Below are 23,602 nucleotides of genomic sequence, written 5' to 3'. Positions count from 1 at the left end.
TAAATGAAAAATAGCGTTATCAGGAAGTTGACAGGAGGACAGAGGCTTTTTCATTCAGGATAAGGCTTTGTGCACAGGGGATAGAGCCTGATAACATCTCTTAACAGGAAAATTGACGATTGATAATTTTGGTTTTATTACCTTTGCTTGATTCCAATTTTTATGAGGAGTAATTTACAGATTGATAATCCATTCGAACTTTTACGGGCAAATTGGTAATTTCACTAATGCTCCGTTGCAGACAAACAAACGGAAGGGATATCGTATATTAAGCATTAAATAAAAAAACAAATATTCTGAGTGGGACGGGCCAATGGCAACCAACTTTCACGAAAGGTTGCTGAGAGTATGGCGTACCCGGAGTTATCCGGGACTATCTGACCCTTGAAAAGAAAAAAGAAACACATGAAAAAAAGACGATTTCTGAAAACGGGCCTGGCGTCCTTACTGGTACTGGTATTGGCCTTTTCCTTCTGGGGATTTAACCGCGATCAGAAGAATTTCCAGATTGCTAAAAACCTGGATATCTACTATACGCTGTTCAGGGAACTGAATCTCTTCTACGTGGATCCAATCGACCCCGGGAAACTGGTCAAAGAGAGTATCGACGACATGCTTTCCTCACTTGATCCTTATACCGTCTACATTCCGGAATCGGAAATGGAAGACTTCAATTTCATGACCACCGGAGAGTATGCCGGTATCGGAGCGCTTATCAGCAAACATGGCGACGAAATTGTAGTGGCGGAACCTTACAAAGGATTTCCGGCGCAGAAAGCAGGTCTGAGAGCAGGTGATGTTTTCGTGGAAGTTGATGGGAAAAAGACAGCCGACATGAAAGTATCCGATGTTTCGGAATTACTCAAAGGACCGGCGAACAAGCCGATTCGTTTGACAATGCAACGTCCCGGCGAGAAGAAGCCGTACGAAGTGAGCATTGTTCGTCAGAAAATACAAATCAATCCGGTTCCTTATTACGGAATGCTGGATGACAGCGTCGGCTACATTCGTCTCACCAGCTTTACAGCCAATTGCGGTGATGATGTGAAAAACGCGCTGCTCGATCTGCGCAACAACAAACACGCTAAAAAACTGGTACTCGACTTGCGCGGAAACCCAGGCGGTTTGCTGGTGGAAGCAGTGAAGATTGCCAATCTATTTGTGAATCAGGGACAGGAAATTGTCAGTACGCGTGGAAAAGTAGCTCAGTGGGATAAAACTTACCGGGCAACCGAAGAACCGGTCGACACCATTATGCCATTGGTTATCCTGGTGAACAGAGGTTCCGCTTCGGCGTCCGAAATTGTGACCGGTTCGATGCAGGATCTGGACCGTGGTGTAGTGATGGGAACACGAACCTTTGGTAAAGGTTTGGTACAAACCACCCGCGATTTGAGTTATAACTCAAAACTGAAAGTAACCACGGCTAAGTACTACATTCCCAGTGGTCGCTGTATTCAGGCATTAGACTATGCTCACCGCAATCCTGACGGAAGTGTGGGAACGATTCCGGATTCATTAATTTCGAAATTCAGCACCAAGCACGGACGTACCGTATTTGATGGTGGAGGCATTTCACCTGACGTGAAAATCAATCAGGATCAACTGAGCAACATGGTCGTGCAATTGGTACAGAAGTTTATGATCTTCGATTTTGCCACGCATTTTGCCAATACGCATTCCAAAATTGCCCCTGCTGACGAATTTACCATCACCGATGATATTTACAATCAGTTCAAGGACTATGTGAAGGAACATCACTTTACGTACGAATCGAAAAGTGAACAGGCGTTGCAGGATTTGATTGAAACTGCCAAAAAGGAGAAATATTACGACGGAGCTGCAGACGCTTTCAAAACGTTACATGCCGATCTGTCGCATAATATCGATCAGGATTTGACCCGTTTCAGCGGCGACATCAAAGATTTACTGCGCGACGAGATTGTATCGCGGTATTATTACCAGAGCGGCGCTATTCAAACATCCATGAGAGATGACAAGGATATTGAAGCTGCGATTAAACTCTTGCATAATCCTGCTAAGTACAAAGCGTTACTGGCACCGGATAATGTAATCAGTGCAATGAAATAATTTGTTATGCTTTAGATATAGAAAATGCCCGCTTGCCGGGCATTTTTTCTTTGCACGAAATAACTTTTCAATTAATCGAATATGAAACCTAAGATTTTAATTACGTACCGGATTCCGAAGGAAGGTATCCGTGAACTGGAAGAGAAGTTTGATGTCGTTTATCCTGAAAAAGAAGAATTTTCTCCTGCTGACATCGAAGAACTAATTGTTGATTGCGATGCTGTTTTGTCGGTCTTTATTCGCCCGATAAATGCCGAATTGATAGCACGTGCACCGAAGTTGAAAATCATTGCCAATTTCGGGGTGGGGTACAACAACATCGATGTGGCGGAGGCTACCCGTCGTGGAATCGCGGTTTGTAACACGCCCAACGCGGTTACCGAACCAACAGCGGAAATGGCTCTGGGCTTGATGCTTGCAGTTATGCGCCGCATTGCCGAAACTGACCGTAACTTACGCACGAATCCCGATTTTCAGTGGGGAATGATGCGTAACCTGGGCTTCGGTTTAACCGGAAAAACATTGGGAATTATTGGCATGGGAAGAATCGGAAGAGCATTGGCCCGCCGGGCTGTTGCTTCGGGAATGAAGATCATCTACAACAACCGCAATCGCCTTGATGAGTCACTGGAAAAGCCTCTCAATGCGACCTACGTCTCGATGGATGAATTACTGAAGCGCTCGGACGTGATTTCGGTGAATACGCCTTTGACGGCGGAAACGCATCATCTTTTAGGCGAAAATGAGATGCAAAAAATGAAGGATGGCGTTTTTGTAGTCAATACCGCGAGAGGACCCGTGATCGACGAAAAAATGCTGGTTAAATACCTTCGAAACGGGAAGATTGCCGGAGCTGGCCTGGACGTGTTTGAAGAAGAGCCTAAAATCACGCAGGAGCTTTTTGAGATGGAGAATGTGGTTCTCACACCGCACAACGCAACCGGAACCATCGAAACACGGATTGAAACAGCCCGCGAAGCTTCACAAAACATTATCGGCTTCTTTTCCGGAAGAAAAGATATCTCGATTGTCAATCCGGAAATTTTCGCATAAAAATATCCCGCTGAAAATCGTCAGGTAAACGAAGATCAGCGGGATATCACATACATGCAAATAGGATCTTACCACTCAAATTCTGTTGGGAAGAATACGGTAAGACTTAAAATGAGTATGATAATGACCACCAGCGCAACAAAGAAAAGCGTTACTCCCATTTTGTAACGTTTGTTGCTTTTAACCAGTTGCTGTACAGATATAATCTTGGTGATCTTATTAACGATTTTTTTCAGTGCCATCTGGTCTTTCACGATATAATCGTAGGCACCGTATTTCATGGTATTAATAGCGACATCAATGCTGTCCTGTCCCGATAAGAAAATGAATTCGATTTCGGGATGTACTTTTTTTGCGGCTTTCAGCACGTCGATACCGTTCATTCCCTCCAAAAGATAGTCCTGAATAATGATATCTGGTTTTTTATCCAGGGCGTTCAGACAATCTTCACCACTGGTATAAGTTTCTACCCGATTGAATTTTTTAGAGCGTAGATAACTAACAACAAGTTTGTTGTAAACCTGATTGTCTTCAACAACGAAAATTAAGGGATCCTTAAGATTTTGCATGTCTGCCTGATTTTGATTTAGTCGCAATTGCGATGATGAAACGCTGTGTAATAATTATCAAATTGTTGTTTTCAGAAATAGAGTGAAGATAATAATTTTTTATGATTACCATCTTGAATATCTAATTCTCTACTACAACGTGGTTTTAAGATTATTTATTACCAAGAAAGTTAAAATATTTCAAATTTTAAATTCCCTCTGACCAAAACATCCCCCAAATAATCAGATTACTGGCTAAATATTTGAAGGCCATGAAGTAACTTTTTCCAGTTTTTTGCCAATTCTATTCCGTCATCAAAAAGCAGGTCACAACCGTTATCTGTCAAAATATCGTCATCCAGAATGCCTGTATTAATAGCCACTGTGAACAATCCTGCAGCTTTCGCTGACTGAATTCCCAGCGGCGCATTTTCGATAACCATCGCCTGCTGCCTTTCCAAATGAGACTTTTCCAGAGCCATTAGGTAAGGTTCGGGGTGCGGTTTACCATGTTTCACGTCTTTTCCGGTTACGACATGCGTCGGATCAATCAAACCAGGGAAATCGACCTTTAGGTTGTCGATGAAACGCATATGCGACGAGCCGGTAACAATCCAGATTTCGAGGCCGGCATTTTTCACTTGTTCCAGCATATTTTTCATTCCCTCCACGGGAAGAGCACGCGACATGGTGTGCAGTATCTCAGTCTTACGCCGGTAAATCTTTTGAATCTCATCATCGGTTGCCGTTCGGTTTTGCGCTTCTTTTACTGCAGTTAAAACTGTTGAAGCACCGGTTCTTCCCTCGTTCAGATAGGCCAGCTCTTCATGAAAATGAATTCCGGCTTCGGTGAAAGCTTTGGTCCACGAGGCGGCATGATGTCCCATCGAATCATACAACACGCCGTCCATGTCGAAGAAAACGGCCTTTAAATCAAAACGATTCAGTTGTTCCTGTTGAAGATATCTTTCTATCGCGTCGTTAAACATCTTATCTCATTTAATCCGGTAAAATCTCCTGCACACGACCCACATCACCCGAAGTTAACCGCACCTTAATGCCATGCGGATGTGTAGGCGAATTGGTCAGAATATCTTTCACAACTCCTTCGGTACGTTTGCCGGTCCGCTGATCTTTTTTCAGTACGATGGATACATGCAATCCGGGCTTTATATTCGAACGTTTTTTACCATCCATAGCTTTTCTATTCTTTTTGCAAAGAAAGTGTATTCGGTTGACCGGAAGATGAAGCCAGCGTTATTTCCTGTATAATCGGGTATTATCTGGTACGAAAAGTTTCAAAAGACGGTGAGATGGTGTAGTTTCGTCATGAACATTTAAAAAATGAAGAAATGCTGCTGGCAATCGATATTGGTAACTCGAACATCGTTTTCGGTATTCACGATAGTGAGAAATGGGTGAATGAATGGCGTATCCTGACGGTGCCCGATAAAACTGCCGACGAATATGAAGTCATTTTCCGGTCGTTGCTGACCAACTCGGTTGATTACGTGGAGAAGGTCGACCGGATTGTGGTGAGTAGTGTAGTTCCTCAGCTTTTGCGTGCCTTTACCGAAATGTTGGATTCGTTGTTCACAGTCAAGCCTTTGATTGTCGGACCGGAAATCTATCCGATGCTTCCGCTGAAGGTGCTCAATCCCTACGAAATCGGAACAGATTTGATTGCCAATTCGATGGCTGCATACAAGCGGTTTGGTTCGCTGTGTACTGTGGTCGATTTTGGAACTGCTTTGACGTTGACGACGATTTCGGATGATGGAGAAATCCTGGGGGTTTCCATTGCACCGGGATTGAAAACAGCAATCAAATCGTTGACCGGAAATACGGCCCAATTGCCTTCCGTGCATTTAACTCCGCCGCCTTCGGTGTTGGGCGAAAATACGGTTCACGCTTTACAATCGGGTGTTGTGCTGGGCTATTCGGGATTAGTGGATCACCTGATTGATCTACTCCGGAACGAGTTGGGAAATTCTCCGGAAGTAATTGCCACAGGCGGTTTGGCCAACGTGCTGTCACCCATTTCGAGATACATTCGTGTTGTAGACCAGCAACTGACACTCGAAGGTTTGCGCCTGATTAGCGATTGTGTAGCAGTATAAAAAAAGCCGGCTTTAACGGCCGGCAACGTATTTTACGATTCAAGTGAATAGCGCAATTGGTCGAGCATAATCGGAACGTCTTCTTGATCGACTCCCTGCCGAAGCAGATGTTCCAAATCTTCCCCGAAGGCATCCATAAATTCCGCTTCCGAGTTTTCTCTGTCCCGAATGCTTTTTCGGTACCATTCCAACGCTTCTTTGCGATTCCCGAGGCACCATTGCACGTGTCCCATGTTCATCAGATCGTATTTGTTGGGCGATCCTTCCGTTAACTTCCGGTAGTAATTCTCTGATTGTTCCAGTTTTCCAACCAGCAACGATGACCAGGCAATCGGGCGCCAAACGTTTTTGTTTCCGGGCGATAAGTACTCTACCTTAAAATAATACTTTAATGCATCCTCGTACTTTTTCAGCTCCATGTAACAATGCCCGACCGAGATGTGTGTACTCAGGTTATCGGGTTCCAAAATTTCGGCCTGTTTGTAATAATCCAACGCCTTCTCCGGTTCTTTCAGGTTGCGGTAACAGAGTGCTATTTTCTTGTGGTTCCAGATTTTATTGACGTCGAACAAATCCGCTTTCAGATAATACTTAAGCGCTTCCTCGTAATTGCCGGTTTTCTGATAACAAAAAGCCACTTTTTGGAGAAGTTCGCCATCTTCGTTTTCCTGCAAAAGCATGAGGTAAATTTCCGACGCTTCTTCAAAGTAGTTCTTGGCAAAGTAGAATTCGGCCATGTTCCGGAGGATGCCCAAATCTTCCTGTAAAAGAGGACGGAACGTGTTTTTATTATGAAAATCTAACCGCCAGGCGAATACATCTTCAAAATCGGTGTGGTTGGGGTGTAACTTAAAGAAACGGTACAAATCCTGGATGTATTGATTGGAAGCTACTTCGGCAGCTTTGTTGGGCGAAATGGCCAACTCATCCTGTTGCAATTCCTCCATCTGGTCCATTTCCGCCTTGAGCGAACCGGACATCATCTCCTTGTATTCATTCGGAATATTCTGCAAACTCAGGCAGAACGAGTATTTATCGGAGTTACAAAGCATCGGCGATTTCACGATGGCTTCCATGAAGGTGTTGGTCGCTTCATCGCTTTTGTCTCCGGTCACGCTGCTGATTTCGGGATGTTGCGGGAAAAACGGCATGAACCAGTTCACAAACTCACTGAAAAACGGGAAATTCTTCAGCATTGAAAAGGAACTCATAAACACATCGGCGCCTTCCATCTGCAACTCCGACAGCTCTTCCAGTTTATCCATCAAGCCGGGCGAATCGCTGAAAATGTCCTGCCAGTCGGGGTTTTTGTCGTCCACCATGCCTTCGCCCATCAGGTTGTCCATGTTCAGTTTGTTCCGGAGGTTCGGACTCAACCGCATCATTTCGGGGAGGATTTCGTCCTGCAGGCGACGCTGCAATTCTTCAGTTTCCTTGCTTCGAATGAATTGAAGAATCACTTTCTCGAACAAACGCTTGAACTCCGGATCTTCGTTCAGAATAGCCAGCCGGCCTGTAATCTGCGTAAAGAAGGGAAGACGCAAATCATACTGGTACAAGGTAAGCATCAGGCCAACCAACGCTCGCTGACGCACCAACTCATCGGTGGTATCGTAAGCTTCAAAGAGCAGATTGAATTTATGTTCGTCGAAATAACGGGCCAGACTGAAAGTAAGTGCCGTAACCAACAATGCCTTTTCGTGAACCGGAATGCTTTCGCCGGAAAGGAAGCTACGGGCAAAGCTCATTTCATCGTCATTCAGCAAATCGCGGAACCAGAGATGGTAGAAAACGTAATTCAGCTTTTCCAGGTGAGCGCGGGCTGCCTCTTCTTTTCCCGGCTGGGCCGAAATCGATTCATCAATCAACGACTGCAACTCGTTGTGCACGTGAAACTCCTCAATTTCCTGAAGTGTTTCCGAAAGATTTTCGACGTATAGTCCCGCAAAGCCTCTTTTCTTCTGGTAAGGAAACAAGTTGGAGAAACGCATTTTCAGGTTTTCGGTCACCTTGTCTGCCAACTCGAAAGTCGAGACCAGCAAATGGCGGTACACCTTCTGTCTTTCGGGGTCGTTAATCCCTTCGACCGTGTACTGCAACATGTATTTGTAGGTCTGCTCGAGATCGTGGTATTCATCGCGGAAATCGCCGGAGCCAGTTTCAGTAATCAGCTGTTCCAGCAGATCGAATGCGGGTTTCAGCTTCCGCGAAGCCAGTAATTGACAAATCTCGTTGAACTTTTGCGTTATCTCCTGATCATTCATAATGTATTCTTCCTATGTAAGCGTTGTTGGCAGAAATAGTCTTTCCGGTTATTCATCGATCAAAAGCTGAACCAATCAATCTCCTTTGAGAACCAATGAACGGTGGAAAGTTGGCTATTAAAACTTTTCATTGTAATAAAACACAGTAAATCAAATAATTACCGCCCCAGGATTGAGCGCGGACAAAATGCCCCGTTTTATGACAATTTGTCCTGAATATCGGTTGTTGCTCAACATGGAGCTACCGATTTAAATTTACTTGCCGTGTAACCAAGATAGAGGTTTAAGCGTCATATCACAATAATGTGATAGGTAAATCAAATCGTAAGGAAGTTGTTGACAACCTAATCCATGAAAACAGCAGGTGATTTTGCATCTTCAGAATCAATTGAAGCATGAGTAGACAGGAAAAACAAGAGATTATTGTGTTCTCCGTATCGGCGATAATCCTGAGTTCGTTAATTTGTTTTGTCGCATACAAAACTGACAATTCCAATTTATCCATATTATCTGTTTTCACTCCTTCCGTTCTTGCTCTTGTTTTTACTGCCATCAATAAAGGGAAGAAAGGAGTTGATGAATTGTTTGTTAAACAAACGATTCGGAAAACGAAGTTCAAATGGCTTCTCGTTTCCCTGCTTGGAATTCCTATTGTTGCTTCATTGGCTGTGCTTACCTCTTTGAATTTCGAACTTTCAAAGTTTAGTTTGAGAACTTCTCAGCTGATGCCCCAAGTGGTTGTCATCATATTAATTGCGTTGGGAGAAGAATATGGCTGGAGGGGATTCTTACTACCACGGTTGTTGAAGCGACTCAGTTTATTCTCGTCAGCAATAATACTTGGGTTCATATGGGGTTTTTGGCATTTCCCAGCATATCTGATTGGAACCGGAGTCCCTTTGCAGATGAACTTCCTGGTTTTCTTGTTGTGGGTTGTTTTGGGTTCCCTTTTTATCGGATGGATTTATTATTACACAAGAAGCGTACTGACATCTATACTGGCACATATCAGCGCGAACCTCGCTTTCAATTACCTGATGTTTTTGCCTGAGTTTACCGGCAGCATGAAGCCATTTTGGTTTTTCATACTCTATTTGTCAATCATGATGCTGGTCGTCCTGTATGTCACGAGAAAAGATTTAGTAAAAAGCTCTGCCGGAACATTGGATGCAACCTTCGCTAAATGAAGTCGTCTTTTTAATATGAATATTTTTTTGTTCAAGAATAAACCATACCAAATCTTATAAAGCATGAAAAACAAAGTTCTCTTTTCCGTTTTTACGCTTTCACTGATGTTCATTTCGCTTTCACTTTCTGCCCAATCCTGGTGGAACTTCGGGGGAGTGAAGGGAAATGGAAATGTCGTGAAAGTCGATCGTCACCTGACCGGATTCGATGAAATTTCCGTTAGCAGCGGTCTCGATTTGTATATCTCACAGGGAGATAATGAATCTGTTGTCGTTGAGGCTGATGAAAATTTGCAGGATATCATCATAACCAAAGTCGATGGTAACCGGTTGAAGTTATATGTCGATAAATCCATCCGGAATGCAAAGGCCATGAAAGTTCATGTAACCGTGAAAGACCTGAAGGAGCTGAAAGCTTCTGCCGGTTCCGATGTTAGGACCCAAACCGGCTTGACGGTTAGTTCGCTGGAGATTGGCGTTTCCAGTGGTTCGGATGTGAAGATGGAGGTATATGCTGATCAACTTTCGGGAGGAACCAGTAGCGGCAGTGATTTAACGTTGCGTGGGAAGGCAAAGAATTTCCATGCCGATTCTTCCAGCGGTTCCGACATTAACGCCTATGACCTGGCTGCTGAGGATTGCACCGCAGAAGCTTCCAGTGGTTCTGATATCCGTCTGACTGTAAACGGAAATTTTGAAGCACACGCGAGCAGCGGCGCTGATATTTATTACAAAGGAACACCTACATCCATCAACACCCACAGTTCCAGCGGTGGTGATGTAAACAAGAGATAAGAAAGTGTAAAGCTATTGGAGGCCGGTTTCTGAAGAAGCCGGCCTTTTTTGTTTCTTTACATTTTGTTTATCAAGAATTCATTACCATGAATCCCAAACATATTGTCATTACCGGCTCCACCCGCGGAATCGGGTTGGGAATGGCCCGGGCTTTTCTTTCCATGGGACACTTTGTCTCCGTTTCCGGAAGGCATCGGGAATCGGTGAATACCGTTGCCCGCCGACTGCAACAGGAATTTGGTTCCGAAAAAGTGGCCGGTTTTGTAGTTGATGTTGCAGTGCCCCGTAGTCTCGATCAGCTTTGGCTAAAGGCCTCGCTTTGGAAGCCGATTGATATCTGGATCAACAATGCCGGAGTGGGGCAGTCGGATGAGTTGTTTCATCATATTCATCCGGAAGAAATCAACGGTGTGATTCAAACCAACCTGATGGGTGTGATGAACGGAACCCGCGTCGCTTATTTGCACATGAAACAACAAGGGCACGGAGCGATATACAATATGGAAGGTTTCGGCAGCGGCGGAAGGATGATGCCCGGGATGACATTGTACGGAACGACCAAACGGGCTCTTCGGTATTTTACGCGCAGTTTTGCTAAGGAAATGGAAGGGGAGCGTGTTTTGATTGGGACATTGAGTCCCGGAATGGTGGTCACAGATTTGCTGCTCGATTCAGTAAAAAAGAATCCGGAAGCCCATCAACAAAGCATCCGTATATTCAACATTCTGGCTGATCGGGCAGAAACAGTGGCTCCTTTTCTTGCCGGGGAAATTCTAAAAAATCAGAAAAACGATGCGAGAATTGCCTGGCTGACCAGTTGGAAGATTGTATTTCGTTTTTTCCTCTCTTTCTTCCACAAAAGAACTCTGATTTTGGATGAAGATTTAAATAGTTAATATGTTATTTAATAGATAATTAATTCATTATATTTAAAATTTTAATACAAGTAACGAAATCCGATTCTTTTTCAAGAAATCTTTTCGAAGTAATTGATTTATTGAATACTTTAGTTGTATTTAATTAGAGTATTGATGATTAGTGTTATATGAAAATTAATAATGCGGAAGCTATCGTGATGATGATAACGAACCATCGAAAGGTCGATTCCGGTATTTTTTTCACAACTGTAATCCCAAGGAAGGCGCCGGCTGCTATGGCCGGAAGAATAAGAATATCGACCAGAAGGGTTGACCAATGAATTGTTTTCCAAACAAAAACATGCAGTGGGAACTTCGACAGGTTGACAATGAAAAAGAACCAGGCCGTGGTACCGATAAATACTTTCTTCGGAAGGTGCAAAGCCAACAGGTAAACGGCAAATATGGGGCCGGCCACGTTGCCAATCATGGTGGCAAAACCTCCGGCCAATCCCATCAAAGCTGCAAACCAGGGAGAATCGGGAACAGACTCTTTTTTCGCCACCCGGTCGCGCCAGAGCATAATTCCTACCGAAACAAAAATGGTAATCGCAATTAGTCGCTTGAACTGTAGGTCATTCACTTTCTCACCAACCCACAATGCAATTAGCACGCCCGCTAACGCCCAGGGCAAAGCCCGTAGCAAGTGTTTCCAGTTAGCATGTCGATGGTAATAACTTACGGCAAATACATCGGCCATAATGAGAATAGGTAGCAACACTCCGGTTGATTGTTTTCCTCCGAAGATGGAAGCGAGAACTGGGACGACCACCATGGAAACTCCGGGAACGCCCGTTTTCGACATGCCAATCAGCATTCCGCTAAGGGCAATTAAAATCCAATGAACCGGAGTTAGATGAAAGGAATCGAGCAAGCTGAGCATAAAAGGGATTTAAATTCAGCTCAAAATTAAGATTAATTCAGGGGTTTTGTAATTTTAGAACGTTATCATAGAGTTTATTCAGATGAATCGTACCATTAATCGCCGACGTTTTATGGCAACCACCTTATCAGTCCTGGCCGGAATTTCATTTCCTTCTTTTGCCTTTGGAAGAAGGAGGAGAAGGAAACTTCGCATTGGGATTTTGACCGATATTCATTATGCCAATCGCGAGCCCAACCTGGAAAGCAACCGCTATTATCGCCAGTCGCTGCAGAAGGTGCGGGAATGTGTTGAGGTGATGAACAGGGAGAAAGTGGATTTTCTGATTGAGATTGGCGACCTAAAGGACCAGGGCGATCCGCCTGATGAAAGTGAAACGCTTTCTTATCTGGCAGCCATTGAGTCGGAGTTGCAGGATTTCGACGGACCGGTTTTTCACGTGCTCGGAAACCATGACATGGACAGTCTTTCCAAAATCCAGTTTCTCGACCATATCACCAATCATGGACAGTACGATTCGCTGAATTACTACTCGTTTTCCGATCACGGTTATCATTTCGTTGTGCTGGACGCGAACTACTCACCGGATGGTTCGGATTACGACCGCGGAGATTTTGATTGGACAAAAGCTTTTGTTCCACACCAGCAACTGGAGTGGTTAAAAACCGATCTGGCTTTAACCGGTAAGCCGGTTATCGTTTTTATTCACCACCAGCTCGATTCGGCGAAGGTTCCGGATGATAGACATTGCCCGGTAAATGCTGCCGAGGTGCGACAGATTTTAGAAGATTCGGGAAAGGTGAGAGCGGTTTTCCAGGGACATTATCATGCTGGAAGTTTCTCTCAAATCAACGGCATTTTTTACTATACCCTGAAAGCGGTAGTGGACGGTAACGGACCGGAAAATAACAATTACGCAATTGTTGAGCTAAACGATGAAGAACCTATCAAAATCAGAGGGTTTCGTCAAACAAAAGACCAAATATTTAAATAATATTATTTTCAATTAGGTTGAGAGGACTAGATTTAGTCTATTAATAGAGATGGTTTTATTTAAATGTCTAGTAATAAAAATTTTATGATATTTAAATTAATGGATTTTAGAAGCTGGTTTCAATTGCTTTCAACTCTTTTTCTGAATAATTTTTAAACCATTCCTTTAACTTTTCGCGTGCCAACTCCCTGTGTTTGTCTTTGATGTTCTCTTTTAGCAACGATAGGGCCAGAAAAAGGACGCTTATGTCGTCGGTAAAGCCAATCAACGGAGCAAAATCCGGAATGGCATCAGCGGGGAAAATAAAATAGCCCAAAGCGCCAGCAAGGTAGAGCTTATTCTTGAAGGCAACTTCCGGATCATTCAGCATGTAATACAGCAGCAAAGCCGGATAGACCACTTTCACGCCCGCTTTTCCTCCATACATTTTTAGCTTTTCCCGAAAGGAGGACGGAGAGTAGTATTTCGTAAAATCGCGCAGTCGCATGAAACGAATATAAGTAAATCATCGGGAATGCCAAACAGTTCTATTTCAGACTCATGTTGGTATAATCGACACGGGTATCCCGGTATTTGTCGACAATCCGGTCGAGGATTTCCAGAACGTGTGTATGTTCTTCCGCCCGAAGGAGCGCAATCCGCAATTCACGAAAATCGGGGACACCCGGAAAATAGCGGGCAAAGTGGCGGCGCATCTCCCAAATGGCTTGCTTCTCGTACTCTTTCCACGAAAGTGATTGCTCCATTTGTTCTTTGATAACCTCGACAATTTCGGGGACAGTGGGAGGAGGTAACATTTCGCCGGTTTGGAAATAATGCTTGATTTCGCGGAAAATCCATGGGCGGCCGATGGCACCGCGACCAATCATCATTCCGTCAACGCCAGAAATATCCCGCGCTTCTTTCGCTTTTTCCGGACCATTGATATCACCATTCCCGACAAGGGGAATTTTAAAACGGGGATTACTTTTCACTTTACCAATCATTTCCCAGTCGGCCTCGCCGGTGTACAGCTGCTGGCGGGTACGTCCGTGAAGAGCGAGCATCTGAATGCCGACGTCCTGCAATCGTTCGGAAACTTCCACGATGGGTTTGTCATTGTCGTCCCAACCCACGCGGGTTTTAGCCGTTACCGGAAGATTGACGGCTTTGACGATTTGGCTCGCCATCTCAATCATCTTGGGAATGTCTCGCAACAAACCGGAACCAGCGCCTTTGCCGGCAATTTTTTTCATCGGGCAACCGAAGTTGATATCGATGTAGTTGGGCTGAAAGGTTTCGGCTACTTTGGCGGCTTCCACCATCGAATCAATATTGGCGCCGTAAATCTGGATGGCAATGGGGCGGTCGAACTCGAAAAGCGTCATTTTCCGCTTGGTTTTGTTCACGTCGCGGATGAGCGCTTCGGAAGAGATGAATTCGGTCGACATGACGTCGGCTCCGTATTTCTTACAGATGTACCGGAACGACTTGTAGGTCACGTCTTCCATCGGTGATAAAAACAATGGCATTTCGCCCAGTTCGAGTTCCCCAATCTTCACAATACCAGTTTTTTAAATTTTGCGTGCAAATATAAAAATTATTTAGTCGCCGAAAATCCAGAACAATAATGGCCGAAATTCAGTTTCATTAACTTGAATTCAGCGTGAGCTTTGCTCTCGAATGTTAACTTTGCCATGAATTCATTGAATGTTGATAATCATTTCTTAAACAGATACAAGTGAGATTCCGAATACTACGCACCTCAGGTCCGTTTACGCAGTTGATGTTTGCCACACTGGTGGTTTTGATTTTGGCCGTCGTGGCTCTGTTTGTTGGCTTTTTGCTGGCCATGCCGATATTTCACTTGAGCATCGGCGATATGGGCGCTGCCATGACCAATTTTTCGTCGCCGCAAGGAGTCGTTCTGATGAAATACTTCCAGACGGTTCAGGCCATCGGAATTTTCGTCATCCCGCCGTTCATTATCGCCTGGGTGTTGAGCGAACGTCCGATTAGCTATTTGCATCTCGATAAAATCACGACGTTTAAAAGCATCATCCTGGTAATGGTGTTGGTGTATTTTGCCAACCCAATGATTAACTGGATGGCTGAATTCAATTCGGGCTTGCAGTTACCTGACTGGCTTTCCGGTGTTCAGGACTGGATGAAAGCCTCGGAAGATCAGGCTGACCAGATTACCAAAGCCTTTCTGCATGTCGATGGTTTGGGAGGAATGTTCTTCAACCTTTTCATGATTGGATTGCTGCCGGCCATTGGTGAAGAGCTGCTTTTCAGAGGCATCGTACAACGGATTCTGAAGGACTGGACGAAGAATGCGCATGCAGCCATCTGGCTCAGTGCGGCGCTGTTCAGTGCTTTGCACATGCAGTTTTTCGGATTTTTACCAAGAATGATGCTGGGAGCACTGTTTGGCTACCTGCTCGAATGGAGCGGTTCTCTTTGGATTCCGATGGTTGGGCACTTCGTCAACAATGGTTCTGCTGTGATTATTTCCTATTTGATAGAAAAGGGAGTGGTCAGTTCCAGCGTGGAGAAAGTCGGAACATCAGACGGGCAGGGGACGTACCTCGCCATCCTCAGCCTGATTTTCGTGATGGTACTGCTGAGATCGTTCTACGTACAGGTGCGTGGAGCGGGAGAGTTGTGGACTACCACCGAAGAGCCGAATCCACCGGTTGATTAAAACGAAAGGTTCGTCTGCATTTTGCCGGCGTCGATTTTCTTTTTCTCGCTGGGGCGGAAGAAATAAACGATGCCGTATTCCTGTGCTTTCTGCCTTTTTTCTTCATCGGAAAAATGGCCATAGTGCAGTTCTACCTCATTCCAGATATTCAGAATTAATTCGTCGGCCTCTTTGCGCATTTCGGCTACTTTCTCCGACCAGCGCGCTGTGTTGCTCTGAAGTGTCTTCTGAAAATGATAGGCATCGGCAAATTGGTCGTATTTCACTTTTACAACGGCGATACTTGGATTGTAAATCGGACTTCCGCCGTGCATACTACGTTGCTGCTCTCCGTCGATAATTTTCTTTCCCCACTCCAGTAAATCCGATTCGAGGACCAATGAGGGCAGTTTATGGGTTTGGGTATCCATTCCATAGAATTCCCTCACTTCGGGCTTAATTTCGCCTCTAAGGATACAAAAATTGAGTACCTGGATAAAGTGTGAGACATAGAGGCGGGCTTTCTTCACCACCTCGTTGTATTTACGGCTATTGGCCGATTGTTGCCGTTTGGCTTGTTTGAGCTGTAGGATAGCACTTTCGAAGCCCGGAAAAAAGGCTCGTGCTTTGGTTAACGTGGCTGTCGAAAAAGCCAGGTCATCAATCGACTTCTGGAGGGCGATGTCGGTTGCAGCCTTTAAAGCCCGCAGGCGGGCCTGATCAGTGTTGGGTAATCTGCGATAAGGCATGAGCAAGCTATTGTTTTGATTGAATTATGGGATGAGAGCGAAGTTATAAAAAATGAAATGGAATTCAATATTCGCTGAAGAGTTTAACAATAACTTTAGAAACCGAGAGGTGTGAATACGAAAAAAGACTCCCTGTAACAGAGAGCCTTTCATCTATTGCTTGCTTGAAAGTTGATTGTTAATCAGAGAATTTCGCTTTCAGATATTCCCGGTTCAAACGGGCGATATGTGAAATAGAAATATTTTTCGGACAGGCCAGTTCGCAGGCACCGGTATTGGTACAACCACCGAATCCGAGCTCATCCATTTTGGCTACCATCGCTTTCGCACGACGTTTGGCCTCTACTTTTCCTTGCGGAAGCTTGGCAAACTGCGATACTTTGGCCGCTACAAACAGCATAGCCGAAGAGTTTTTACAGGTAGCAACACAGGCACCACAACCGATACAGGCAGCTGCGTCCATTGCTTCTTCAGCGTCAACCTGCGAAATCGGGATGGTATTTCCATCAGGGACACCGCCGGTATTAACCGATACATAACCACCAGCTTGTTGGATTTTATCAAAAGCCGTACGGTCAACAATCAGATCCTTAATAACCGGGAAAGCACCTGCGCGCCAAGGTTCAACCGTAATGGTTTCCCCATCTTCGAACCGGCGCATGTGCAACTGGCACGTGGTAATTTCGCTGTCCGGTCCGTGCGCATGACCGTTGATATACATGGAACACATACCGCAGATACCTTCGCGGCAGTCGTGGTCGAAAGCAATCGGGTCTTTGCCTTCGCGAATAAGCTGGTCGTTCAGGATGTCGATCATTTCGAGGAACGAACTACCCTGTGAAACATTTTCCACCTCGTAAGTTTCAAACCGACCTTTCTCGGAGGGATTGTTTTGCCTCCAAACCTTGACGTATATTTTCTTTAAGATTTTATCAGCCATTTTCTTAATTGTTTAGATTTAAGTAATTGTACCCGGATTTCTTTTTCCGGATACGGTACTTAACTCTTATTTATAACTTCTCTGGGTGAGTTTCACGTTCTCGAATACCAGCTCTTCGCGGTGCATCACCGGCTCTTTGTCTTCGCCCTGGAATTCCCAGGCAGAAGCATAACAACCAATTTCGTCGTTACGTTTGGCTTCACCGTCTTCGGTAACTGATTCTTCACGGAAGTGGCCACCGCACGATTCGTTGCGGTTCAGCGCGTCACGGGCCATCAGGTCACCAATGTCGAGGAAGTCAGCCAAACGGCCGGCTTTTTCAAGCTCCGGATTGATGTTATTCATTTCACCGGGAACGCGTACATTGCTCCAGAACTCTTTCTTCAGTTCGGCAATCTCTTCGATGGCTTTTTTCAGGCCCTCTTCGTTACGCGACATACCCACGTATTCCCACATGATGTGACCCAGTTTTTTGTGGAAGTAATCCACCGGCTGATCTCCTTTGATGTTGTAGAGTTTTTCCAACCGTCCGGTTACATTCTTTTCAGCCTCATCAAATTCGGGTGTATTGGTGTCAATCTTTGGTACCATGATTTCGCCAGCCAGGTAATCACCAATGGTGTAAGGCAGGATGAAATAACCGTCGGCCAGACCCTGCATCAATGCAGAAGCTCCGAGGCGGTTGGCACCGTGATCAGAGAAGTTAGCTTCGCCAATGGCATACAATCCGGGAATCGAAGTCATCAGGTTGTAATCAACCCATGTACCACCCATAGCATAGTGGATAGCCGGATAAATCTGCATCGGATGCGTGTACGGATCAACATCGGTAATCTTTTCGTACATCTGGAAAAGGTTACCATAGCGTTTTTCGATGGTTTCGCGACCCAGACGCTCAATGGCGTATTTGAAATCGAGGAATACCGCTTTACCTTCAGCATTTACACCGAAACCTGCATCGCAGCGCTCTTTGGCAGCACGTGATGCAACGTCGCGGGGAACGAGGTTACCGTATGACGGATAACGGCGTTCGAGGTAAAAGTCTCGGTCCTCGTCTTTGATATCGACAGCACTGATTTCGCCTTTGCGGAGACGCTCAGCATCTTCTTTTTTCTTCGGCACCCAAACCCGTCCGTCATTACGCAGCGATTCGGACATCAACGTCAGTTTCGACTGTTGTGAACCGTGAACCGGAATACAGGTTGGGTGAATCTGTACATAACAAGGATTGGAGAAGTAAGCGCCCTTTTTGTAGGCCTGCCATGCGGCAGAACCGTTAGAACCCATCGCGTTGGTCGACAGGAAGAATACGTTTCCGTAACCTCCGGTTGCCATTACCACAGCGTGCGCACCAAAACGTTTGATTTCGCCGTTTGTCAGGTCGCGGACAATAATTCCGCGGGCTTTTCCGTCGACAAGCACGACGTCGAGCATTTCGTGACGGGCGTACATTTCTACGCTGCCGGCATCAATCTGGCGGTTGAGGGCAGAGTAAGCACCCAGCAATAACTGCTGTCCGGTCTGTCCGCGAGCGTAAAATGTACGGCTGACCAGTACACCACCGAATGAGCGGTTGGCTAGCGTTCCTCCGTATTCACGTGCAAACGGAACACCTTGTGCAACACACTGGTCAATAATGTTGGGAGAAACTTCGGCCAGGCGATAAGTGTTCGCTTCGCGGGCGCGGTAGTCACCCCCTTTAATCGTATCGTAAAACAGACGATAAACCGAGTCGTTATCGTTCTGGTAGTTTTTTGCAGCGTTAATACCGCCCTGTGCGGCAATGGAGTGGGCGCGGCGCGGACTATCCTGGTAACAGAATGCTTTCACATTGTATCCCAGTTCGCCCAGCGATGCGGCAGCCGAAGCTCCGGCCAGTCCGGTTCCCACAACGATGATATCAAGTTTTCGTTTATTGGCAGGACTTACTACGCGGATAGCAGCTTTATGACGAGACCACTTTTCGGCCAACGGGCCTTCAGGTATTTTGGAATCTATGTTGCTCATGTCTTAAATGTCTTTAAGGTTCAATTAAAACTTAATGAGGAAATACAGCGGGATGTAAGCAAATCCGGCACCGATGAGGAAAGCCACCAGGTGAGCCAGAAACTTCAGACGAATCATCCATTTGCTGTTATTCAGGCCAATGGTTTGGAAAGCGCTCCAGAAACCGTGAGAAATGTGGAGTCCGACCAGAATACCTCCCAGGATGTAAATGATGTCGTAAACCGGATAATGAATAAATAGGTTGGCTACGAGTGCGTATGAGTTATGAACGCCGTCTTCCAGTCCCGGTCCCGGTTGATTCAGCAGTGGGTCGCCGGTGAAACGCATCTTTACGTAAAAATTGAAAAGGTGGATGATCAGGAAGATAAGAACCATGCCTCCCAGAATGAACATGTTCTTTGCCGGTGCATACCATTTCAATAAGTTGTCGCCGGCCTGGTATCCCTTCGGTCTCGCCTTCATGTTTTCGAGGGTAATCCATCCCGACCAAATAATGTGGATAATGAAACCAAGTGCCAGGATCGGTTCCATTATTTTAATAATTGGATTTGTAGCCATGAAATGCGCGGCCTCATTGAACAAAACTCCCGAGTCGTCAAACGTCAGGAGCAGGTTCAGTGTAAGGTGAACAAACAGGAAAATAATCAGAAAAAGTCCTGTTAAGCTCATAAAAAACTTCCGCCCAATCGAGGCTTTCATGAAACTGCTCATAAGTCCTTGTTTTAAGTAAATTATTCCATGTATGATTTGTGTTGCAAAAAAATCATCACAAATGTAGACGATGACCATATGCTAAACAACATAACCAGAGGTAAACCAAATAATTTATACTGTTTCTATTATTCCGCAGAAATTATCTGTTTTGGCCATCAATCCTACTATTTTCCGGCTTTTCCACCGAAAATTTCAAAAATTTTTCTAAAAATAAACTTTTCTCTTCGATGAAACCCACATGTCCGCAATTTTCCAACCCGACGAAAGTAGCATTTCGGATATGATGAGCTTCGTTCCATTGTTTGGCAGCTGCCAGTATTTTGTCTTCTTCCCCGGCAATTATCAGTACCGGAAAAGAAGCAGTGTTCAGAAATTCGAGGTACGACGGCCTTCCCATAATGGCTCGGATTGCCCGAACGGCCGCTTCCGGCGATACCCGGGAAGCCATTTCGCGCAACCGGTCATGCAACTCCGGGAACCGATTGAGGTTACAAGGCGCAAAGTTGTTGTGCAACGAATTGCGAATAATCAACTCCAGCCGTCCTTTTTCAATCAAACCCATTTCGCGGCGTCGCAGGTTCAGATGACTTTCCGATGCTTTGTCGGCTGATGCATGCAACAAAGCCAACCGTTTTACCCTTTTGGGGAAGAGGCCGGCAAAAGCCAGTGCATTATATCCTCCCATCGAATGTCCTGCCAGTGTCAATTGACCTGTATGGCCGATTTCTTCCAGAAGACTGTGCAATTCTTTCGCAAAATCGATAAAAGTATAGCCTTCCGGCGGAAGCTCGGAATGGCCGTGACCGGGGAAATCGACTGTCAGAATCTGAAAATGCCGGGTAAGTTCCGGCAGAAGGTCATCGAAAATATCCGATGATTCCAGGTACCCGTGAAGCAAAACCAGTAACTCACCTTCTCCCGAAAGGGAATAGGACAATTTACGACTGTTGGAGAAATGGTAAAGCTGGGTCTGGTTCATCCGTGCAAATTAACACATTTCTTCTTTTTCAGCAGGCGAATTGGAAGCATTTTATCCGTATGAGTTATGATAAATCAAATGTTTCAAAACATCATTTTATGTAGATATGAAAATGTATGATTATAATTTCGTTGTTATGATTCAATTTTGGGATTATGCCTTCTTTTCTCCCTCATATTGAAGTTAAAATCAAGATGTTTAATCATCAGGTGAAAATATTAAACAAAAATATTTATCTTGGTGTTTTATTTCAGACAAAACCAACAAAATGAAGAAAATACTATTCCTGATTGTAACCTTACTTATTTCGTGGCCCGTGTTCAGCCAGCAGGAGAATAACGGCGTGGTGAAGGGGCGCGTTTTCAATGCCAGCAATAACCAGCCGGTTCCCTTTGCCAATGTGGTGGTATTTGGCACCAATACCGGAACGACAGCCGACATTAACGGTAACTTTAAGCTAACCGGATTGACACCGGGATTTATCAAGTTGCAGGTTTCATCAGTTGGTTTTCAGATAAATATCACTGAATCCTTCCGGGTGACCAACGCCAGCGTAGCCGAGATTAATATTCCGATGGAGGAATCAACGGTCAATCTGGATGCCGTCACCGTGAAACCTTCCCAATTCCGGAAACGGGAAGAAAGTCCGGTTTCGTTGCGGAGCATTGGCATCGATGAAATCGAAAAGAATCCGGGCGGCAACCGCGATATTTCCAAAGTTATTCAGAGTTATCCGGGCGTATCGTCCACGCCTGCCTACCGGAATGATGTGATTGTCCGGGGAGGTGGTCCTTCGGAGAACCGCTTCTTTCTGGATGACGTGGAAATTCCAAACCTCAACCACTTTGCCACGCAAGGTGCTTCGGGAGGTCCGGTTGGTATCATCAATGTCGATTTTATTCGCAATGTGGATTTCTATTCCGGTGCTTTTCCGGCCGACCGGGGAAATGCTCTGAGTTCGGTGCTCGAGTTCAAACAGAAGAATGGAAACAGCGATAAGATGAAATACCGGGCCACACTGGGCGCCTCCGATTTGGCCCTGACGCTCGACGGGCCTTTGTCAAAAAACACGACGGCGATTTTCTCGGCCAGGCGTTCGTACCTCCAGTTCCTTTTTAGTGCGTTGGGGCTTCCCTTTTTGCCCACGTACAATGATTTCCAATTTAAGGTTCGCACCAAAATCGACGATAAAAACGAGGTGTACTTTACAGGAATTGGCGCCCTGGACCAGTTTAAACTGAATACCGACGCGAATGAAACTGAAGAGCAGCGCTATATTTTGGGTTACCTGCCGGTGAACAGACAGTGGAGTTATGCGGGCGGTGTTGTTTACAAACACTACCGTGAAAAAGGGTACGACACCTGGGTGCTGAGTCAGAACCGGCTCAACAACATTCAGTACAAATACCAGGACAACATCGAAAAGCCGGAAAACCTGCTACTCGATTACGATTCGTATGAGCGGGAAACCCGTTTTCGTTTTGAGCACAACTACACATCATCCAACGGGTTTCGGTTGAACTACGGCACGGGCCTGCAATATGCCGAATATTTTAACCGTACCTACCGAAAGAATTTCATCAACGGGCAATTGACCGAACTGAACTACCGGACGGATTTGTCCTTCTGGAAGTATGCATTCTTTGGTCAGTTAAGCCGCCATTTCTTCGACGAGCGCTTGGTGCTTTCGTTGGGGGTGCGAACCGATGCCAACAATTACTCATCTGAGATGAATAATTTGTTGAAACAGCTGTCGCCCCGTTTTTCAGCCAGCTATAATTTCACTCCTTCTTTTTCGGTCAGTATGAATACCGGCCGTTATTACCAGTTGCCCTCTTACACTACCATGGGCTACCGCGACAATTCGGGCTCTTTGGTCAACCGGCAAAATGGATTGAAATACATCTCGGTGAATCATTACGTAGCCGGAATAACCTGGCAGCCGCAGCCCGACCGGCAATTCTCGGTAGAAGGATTCTATAAGGGCTACAACGATTATCCGTTTTCGGTTGCCGATTCGGTTTCGCTGGCCAGCAAAGGAGCCGATTACGGAGTTTACGGCGATGAAGAAGTTTTGCCCATCAGTAACGGACGGGCCTACGGTTTCGAAATTCTGGGGCGCGACAAAGATATTCTGGGTTTCAACACTGTGTTTTCTTACACTTACGTTCGAAGCGAATTCCGCGAAGGCGATGGAAAATACATTCCGGCGTCGTGGGACAACCGACATATTTTCAATATTACTGCCAGCAGAAGCCTGAAGAAAAACTGGGACGTTGGTTTCAAGTGGCGTTACGTGGGCGGCGCTCCTTACACTCCGTGGGACATGAAAACATCCTCGCTTCGAACCGCTTGGGATGCGCAGGGGCGTGGTTACCTCGATTACAGCCGGTATAACCAACTCCGGCTGAAAGCTTTTCATCAGCTCGACTTCCGGGTAGATAAATCGTATTATTTCAAGAAGTGGTCGCTGATGCTGTATGTGGATGTGCAAAATGCCTACAACTTCAAAGCCGATCAACCGGCTGACCTGGTTCTGGTGGAAGATGCCAACGGGAATCCGGTTATCGACCCGAATGATCCGAGCCGTTATGAGTTAAAAACCATCAGTCCGGAAAGCGGCACTGTACTTCCTACCATCGGTGTAATGATTGAGTTTTAAGGAAAAAAGTGGCGATACCCGAAGGCATCGCCAC

21 protein-coding genes are annotated in these 23,602 nt (G+C 45.5%); 9 read left to right on the top strand and 12 right to left on the bottom strand.

The features are described 5' to 3' along the window. Positions 1–405 precede the first annotated feature (405 nt). Together CLV93_RS04365 and CLV93_RS04360 are read left to right on the top strand one after the other, a co-directional pair. Positions 406–2,091, top strand: a complete 1,686-nt coding sequence (locus CLV93_RS04365) for a S41 family peptidase (RefSeq protein WP_106540958.1) — start codon at positions 406–408, stop codon at positions 2,089–2,091. Positions 2,092–2,172: 81 nt separating this feature from the next. Continuing rightward, the gene (locus CLV93_RS04360) at positions 2,173–3,144 is read left to right on the top strand and encodes an NAD(P)-dependent oxidoreductase (RefSeq protein ID WP_106540957.1); all 972 of its coding nucleotides are present in this window, start codon (positions 2,173–2,175) and stop codon (positions 3,142–3,144) included. A 68-nt stretch (positions 3,145–3,212) separates the two neighbouring features. On the opposite strand, the gene CLV93_RS04355 is transcribed toward CLV93_RS04360, so the two are convergent. The 3 genes from CLV93_RS04355 to CLV93_RS04345 form a co-directional block, all read right to left on the bottom strand. Further along, complete coding sequence (locus CLV93_RS04355) at positions 3,213–3,713, bottom strand: response regulator (RefSeq protein ID WP_106540956.1); 501 nt, start codon at positions 3,711–3,713, stop codon at positions 3,213–3,215. Positions 3,714–3,940: 227 nt separating this feature from the next. Continuing rightward, complete coding sequence (locus CLV93_RS04350) at positions 3,941–4,681, bottom strand: inorganic diphosphatase (RefSeq protein WP_106540955.1); 741 nt, start codon at positions 4,679–4,681, stop codon at positions 3,941–3,943. Between the two features lie 10 nt (positions 4,682–4,691). Beyond that, positions 4,692–4,889 (bottom strand): YwbE family protein, encoded by a 198-nt coding sequence (locus CLV93_RS04345; protein ID WP_106540954.1) that lies wholly within the window; start codon positions 4,887–4,889, stop codon positions 4,692–4,694. Between the two features lie 155 nt (positions 4,890–5,044). Here CLV93_RS04345 and CLV93_RS04340 point away from each other — a divergent pair, with 155 nt between their 5' ends. Beyond that, entirely contained in the window at positions 5,045–5,812 is a 768-nt protein-coding gene (locus CLV93_RS04340; RefSeq protein WP_106540953.1) for a type III pantothenate kinase, read from the top strand. A 32-nt stretch (positions 5,813–5,844) separates the two neighbouring features. Here the strand turns inward: CLV93_RS04340 and CLV93_RS04335 are convergent, their stop codons facing one another. Continuing rightward, the gene (locus tag CLV93_RS04335; RefSeq protein WP_106540952.1) at positions 5,845–8,076 is read right to left on the bottom strand and encodes a tetratricopeptide repeat protein; all 2,232 of its coding nucleotides are present in this window, start codon (positions 8,074–8,076) and stop codon (positions 5,845–5,847) included. 395 nt (positions 8,077–8,471) lie between these two features. On the opposite strand from CLV93_RS04335, the gene CLV93_RS04330 reads away from it, so the two are divergent. The 3 genes from CLV93_RS04330 to CLV93_RS04320 all read left to right on the top strand — a co-directional run bounded on the left by CLV93_RS04330 (position 8,472) and on the right by CLV93_RS04320 (position 10,954). Beyond that, positions 8,472–9,263 (top strand): CPBP family intramembrane glutamic endopeptidase, encoded by a 792-nt coding sequence (locus tag CLV93_RS04330; protein WP_106540951.1) that lies wholly within the window; start codon positions 8,472–8,474, stop codon positions 9,261–9,263. Between the two features lie 63 nt (positions 9,264–9,326). Continuing rightward, complete coding sequence (locus CLV93_RS04325) at positions 9,327–10,058, top strand: head GIN domain-containing protein (RefSeq protein WP_106540950.1); 732 nt, start codon at positions 9,327–9,329, stop codon at positions 10,056–10,058. Positions 10,059–10,144: 86 nt separating this feature from the next. Further along, positions 10,145–10,954 carry an SDR family NAD(P)-dependent oxidoreductase gene (locus CLV93_RS04320; RefSeq protein ID WP_106540949.1) on the top strand — a complete coding sequence of 270 codons (810 nt, stop codon included), beginning with the start codon at positions 10,145–10,147 and terminating at the stop codon, positions 10,952–10,954. A gap of 145 nt (positions 10,955–11,099) precedes the next feature. Here CLV93_RS04320 and CLV93_RS04315 read toward each other — a convergent pair whose 3' ends face one another. Further along, positions 11,100–11,858, bottom strand: a complete 759-nt coding sequence (locus tag CLV93_RS04315) for a sulfite exporter TauE/SafE family protein (RefSeq protein WP_106540948.1) — start codon at positions 11,856–11,858, stop codon at positions 11,100–11,102. 112 nt (positions 11,859–11,970) lie between these two features. Here CLV93_RS04315 and CLV93_RS04310 point away from each other — a divergent pair, with 112 nt between their 5' ends. After that, positions 11,971–12,852 carry a metallophosphoesterase gene (locus CLV93_RS04310; protein WP_106540947.1) on the top strand — a complete coding sequence of 294 codons (882 nt, stop codon included), beginning with the start codon at positions 11,971–11,973 and terminating at the stop codon, positions 12,850–12,852. Between the two features lie 106 nt (positions 12,853–12,958). Here CLV93_RS04310 and CLV93_RS04305 read toward each other — a convergent pair whose 3' ends face one another. Together CLV93_RS04305 and dusB are read right to left on the bottom strand one after the other, a co-directional pair. Then, complete coding sequence (locus tag CLV93_RS04305) at positions 12,959–13,339, bottom strand: YkvA family protein (RefSeq protein WP_106540946.1); 381 nt, start codon at positions 13,337–13,339, stop codon at positions 12,959–12,961. Positions 13,340–13,379: 40 nt separating this feature from the next. Then, positions 13,380–14,393 carry a tRNA dihydrouridine synthase DusB gene (gene dusB, locus CLV93_RS04300; RefSeq protein ID WP_106540945.1) on the bottom strand — a complete coding sequence of 338 codons (1,014 nt, stop codon included), beginning with the start codon at positions 14,391–14,393 and terminating at the stop codon, positions 13,380–13,382. Positions 14,394–14,572: 179 nt separating this feature from the next. On the opposite strand from dusB, the gene CLV93_RS04295 reads away from it, so the two are divergent. Beyond that, complete coding sequence (locus tag CLV93_RS04295) at positions 14,573–15,538, top strand: CPBP family intramembrane glutamic endopeptidase (protein WP_146141947.1); 966 nt, start codon at positions 14,573–14,575, stop codon at positions 15,536–15,538. Here CLV93_RS04295 and CLV93_RS04290 read toward each other — a convergent pair. The 5 genes from CLV93_RS04290 to CLV93_RS04270 all read right to left on the bottom strand — a co-directional run bounded on the left by CLV93_RS04290 (position 15,535) and on the right by CLV93_RS04270 (position 20,906). Continuing rightward, entirely contained in the window at positions 15,535–16,266 is a 732-nt protein-coding gene (locus CLV93_RS04290; protein ID WP_106540943.1) for a hypothetical protein, read from the bottom strand. The two genes, CLV93_RS04295 and CLV93_RS04290, sit on opposite strands and share 4 nt — an antisense overlap. A gap of 178 nt (positions 16,267–16,444) precedes the next feature. Then, positions 16,445–17,206, bottom strand: coding sequence for a succinate dehydrogenase/fumarate reductase iron-sulfur subunit (locus CLV93_RS04285; protein ID WP_106540942.1), 762 nt, complete (start codon positions 17,204–17,206; stop codon positions 16,445–16,447). Between the two features lie 66 nt (positions 17,207–17,272). Further along, a complete protein-coding gene (locus CLV93_RS04280) occupies positions 17,273–19,213 on the bottom strand; it encodes a fumarate reductase/succinate dehydrogenase flavoprotein subunit (protein WP_106540941.1) in 1,941 nt (646 codons plus the stop codon). Between the two features lie 24 nt (positions 19,214–19,237). Further along, complete coding sequence (locus CLV93_RS04275) at positions 19,238–19,924, bottom strand: succinate dehydrogenase cytochrome b subunit (RefSeq protein ID WP_106540940.1); 687 nt, start codon at positions 19,922–19,924, stop codon at positions 19,238–19,240. A gap of 142 nt (positions 19,925–20,066) precedes the next feature. Beyond that, positions 20,067–20,906: an alpha/beta fold hydrolase gene (locus tag CLV93_RS04270; protein WP_106540939.1), complete on the bottom strand. Its 840-nt coding sequence runs from the start codon at positions 20,904–20,906 to the stop codon at positions 20,067–20,069. A 268-nt stretch (positions 20,907–21,174) separates the two neighbouring features. Between CLV93_RS04270 and CLV93_RS04265 the strand changes: the two genes are divergently transcribed. Beyond that, a complete protein-coding gene (locus tag CLV93_RS04265) occupies positions 21,175–23,568 on the top strand; it encodes a TonB-dependent receptor (RefSeq protein ID WP_106540938.1) in 2,394 nt (797 codons plus the stop codon). Positions 23,569–23,602: the final 34 nt, after the last annotated feature.

This window comes from Prolixibacter denitrificans (assembly GCF_003014495.1).
Taxonomy (GTDB): domain Bacteria; phylum Bacteroidota; class Bacteroidia; order Bacteroidales; family Prolixibacteraceae; genus Prolixibacter; species Prolixibacter denitrificans.
This window is presented reverse-complemented; position numbering and strand designations above follow the sequence as displayed.

Bases quoted from the DNA above. Each gene is read 5' to 3' on its own strand.
- CLV93_RS04365 (WP_106540958.1), top strand. From the start codon at position 406: ATGAAAAAAAGACGATTTCTGAAAACGGGCCTGGCGTCCTTACTGGTA.
- CLV93_RS04360 (WP_106540957.1), top strand. From the start codon at position 2,173: ATGAAACCTAAGATTTTAATTACGTACCGGATTCCGAAGGAAGGTATC.
- CLV93_RS04355 (WP_106540956.1), bottom strand. From the start codon at position 3,713: ATGCAAAATCTTAAGGATCCCTTAATTTTCGTTGTTGAAGACAATCAG.
- CLV93_RS04350 (WP_106540955.1), bottom strand. From the start codon at position 4,681: ATGTTTAACGACGCGATAGAAAGATATCTTCAACAGGAACAACTGAAT.
- CLV93_RS04345 (WP_106540954.1), bottom strand. From the start codon at position 4,889: ATGGATGGTAAAAAACGTTCGAATATAAAGCCCGGATTGCATGTATCC.
- CLV93_RS04340 (WP_106540953.1), top strand. From the start codon at position 5,045: ATGCTGCTGGCAATCGATATTGGTAACTCGAACATCGTTTTCGGTATT.
- CLV93_RS04335 (WP_106540952.1), bottom strand. From the start codon at position 8,076: ATGAATGATCAGGAGATAACGCAAAAGTTCAACGAGATTTGTCAATTA.
- CLV93_RS04330 (WP_106540951.1), top strand. From the start codon at position 8,472: ATGAGTAGACAGGAAAAACAAGAGATTATTGTGTTCTCCGTATCGGCG.
- CLV93_RS04325 (WP_106540950.1), top strand. From the start codon at position 9,327: ATGAAAAACAAAGTTCTCTTTTCCGTTTTTACGCTTTCACTGATGTTC.
- CLV93_RS04320 (WP_106540949.1), top strand. From the start codon at position 10,145: ATGAATCCCAAACATATTGTCATTACCGGCTCCACCCGCGGAATCGGG.
- CLV93_RS04315 (WP_106540948.1), bottom strand. From the start codon at position 11,858: ATGCTCAGCTTGCTCGATTCCTTTCATCTAACTCCGGTTCATTGGATT.
- CLV93_RS04310 (WP_106540947.1), top strand. From the start codon at position 11,971: ATGGCAACCACCTTATCAGTCCTGGCCGGAATTTCATTTCCTTCTTTT.
- CLV93_RS04305 (WP_106540946.1), bottom strand. From the start codon at position 13,339: ATGCGACTGCGCGATTTTACGAAATACTACTCTCCGTCCTCCTTTCGG.
- CLV93_RS04290 (WP_106540943.1), bottom strand. From the start codon at position 16,266: ATGCCTTATCGCAGATTACCCAACACTGATCAGGCCCGCCTGCGGGCT.
- CLV93_RS04285 (WP_106540942.1), bottom strand. From the start codon at position 17,206: ATGGCTGATAAAATCTTAAAGAAAATATACGTCAAGGTTTGGAGGCAA.
- CLV93_RS04280 (WP_106540941.1), bottom strand. From the start codon at position 19,213: ATGAGCAACATAGATTCCAAAATACCTGAAGGCCCGTTGGCCGAAAAG.
- CLV93_RS04275 (WP_106540940.1), bottom strand. From the start codon at position 19,924: ATGAGCAGTTTCATGAAAGCCTCGATTGGGCGGAAGTTTTTTATGAGC.
- CLV93_RS04270 (WP_106540939.1), bottom strand. From the start codon at position 20,906: ATGAACCAGACCCAGCTTTACCATTTCTCCAACAGTCGTAAATTGTCC.
- CLV93_RS04265 (WP_106540938.1), top strand. From the start codon at position 21,175: ATGAAGAAAATACTATTCCTGATTGTAACCTTACTTATTTCGTGGCCC.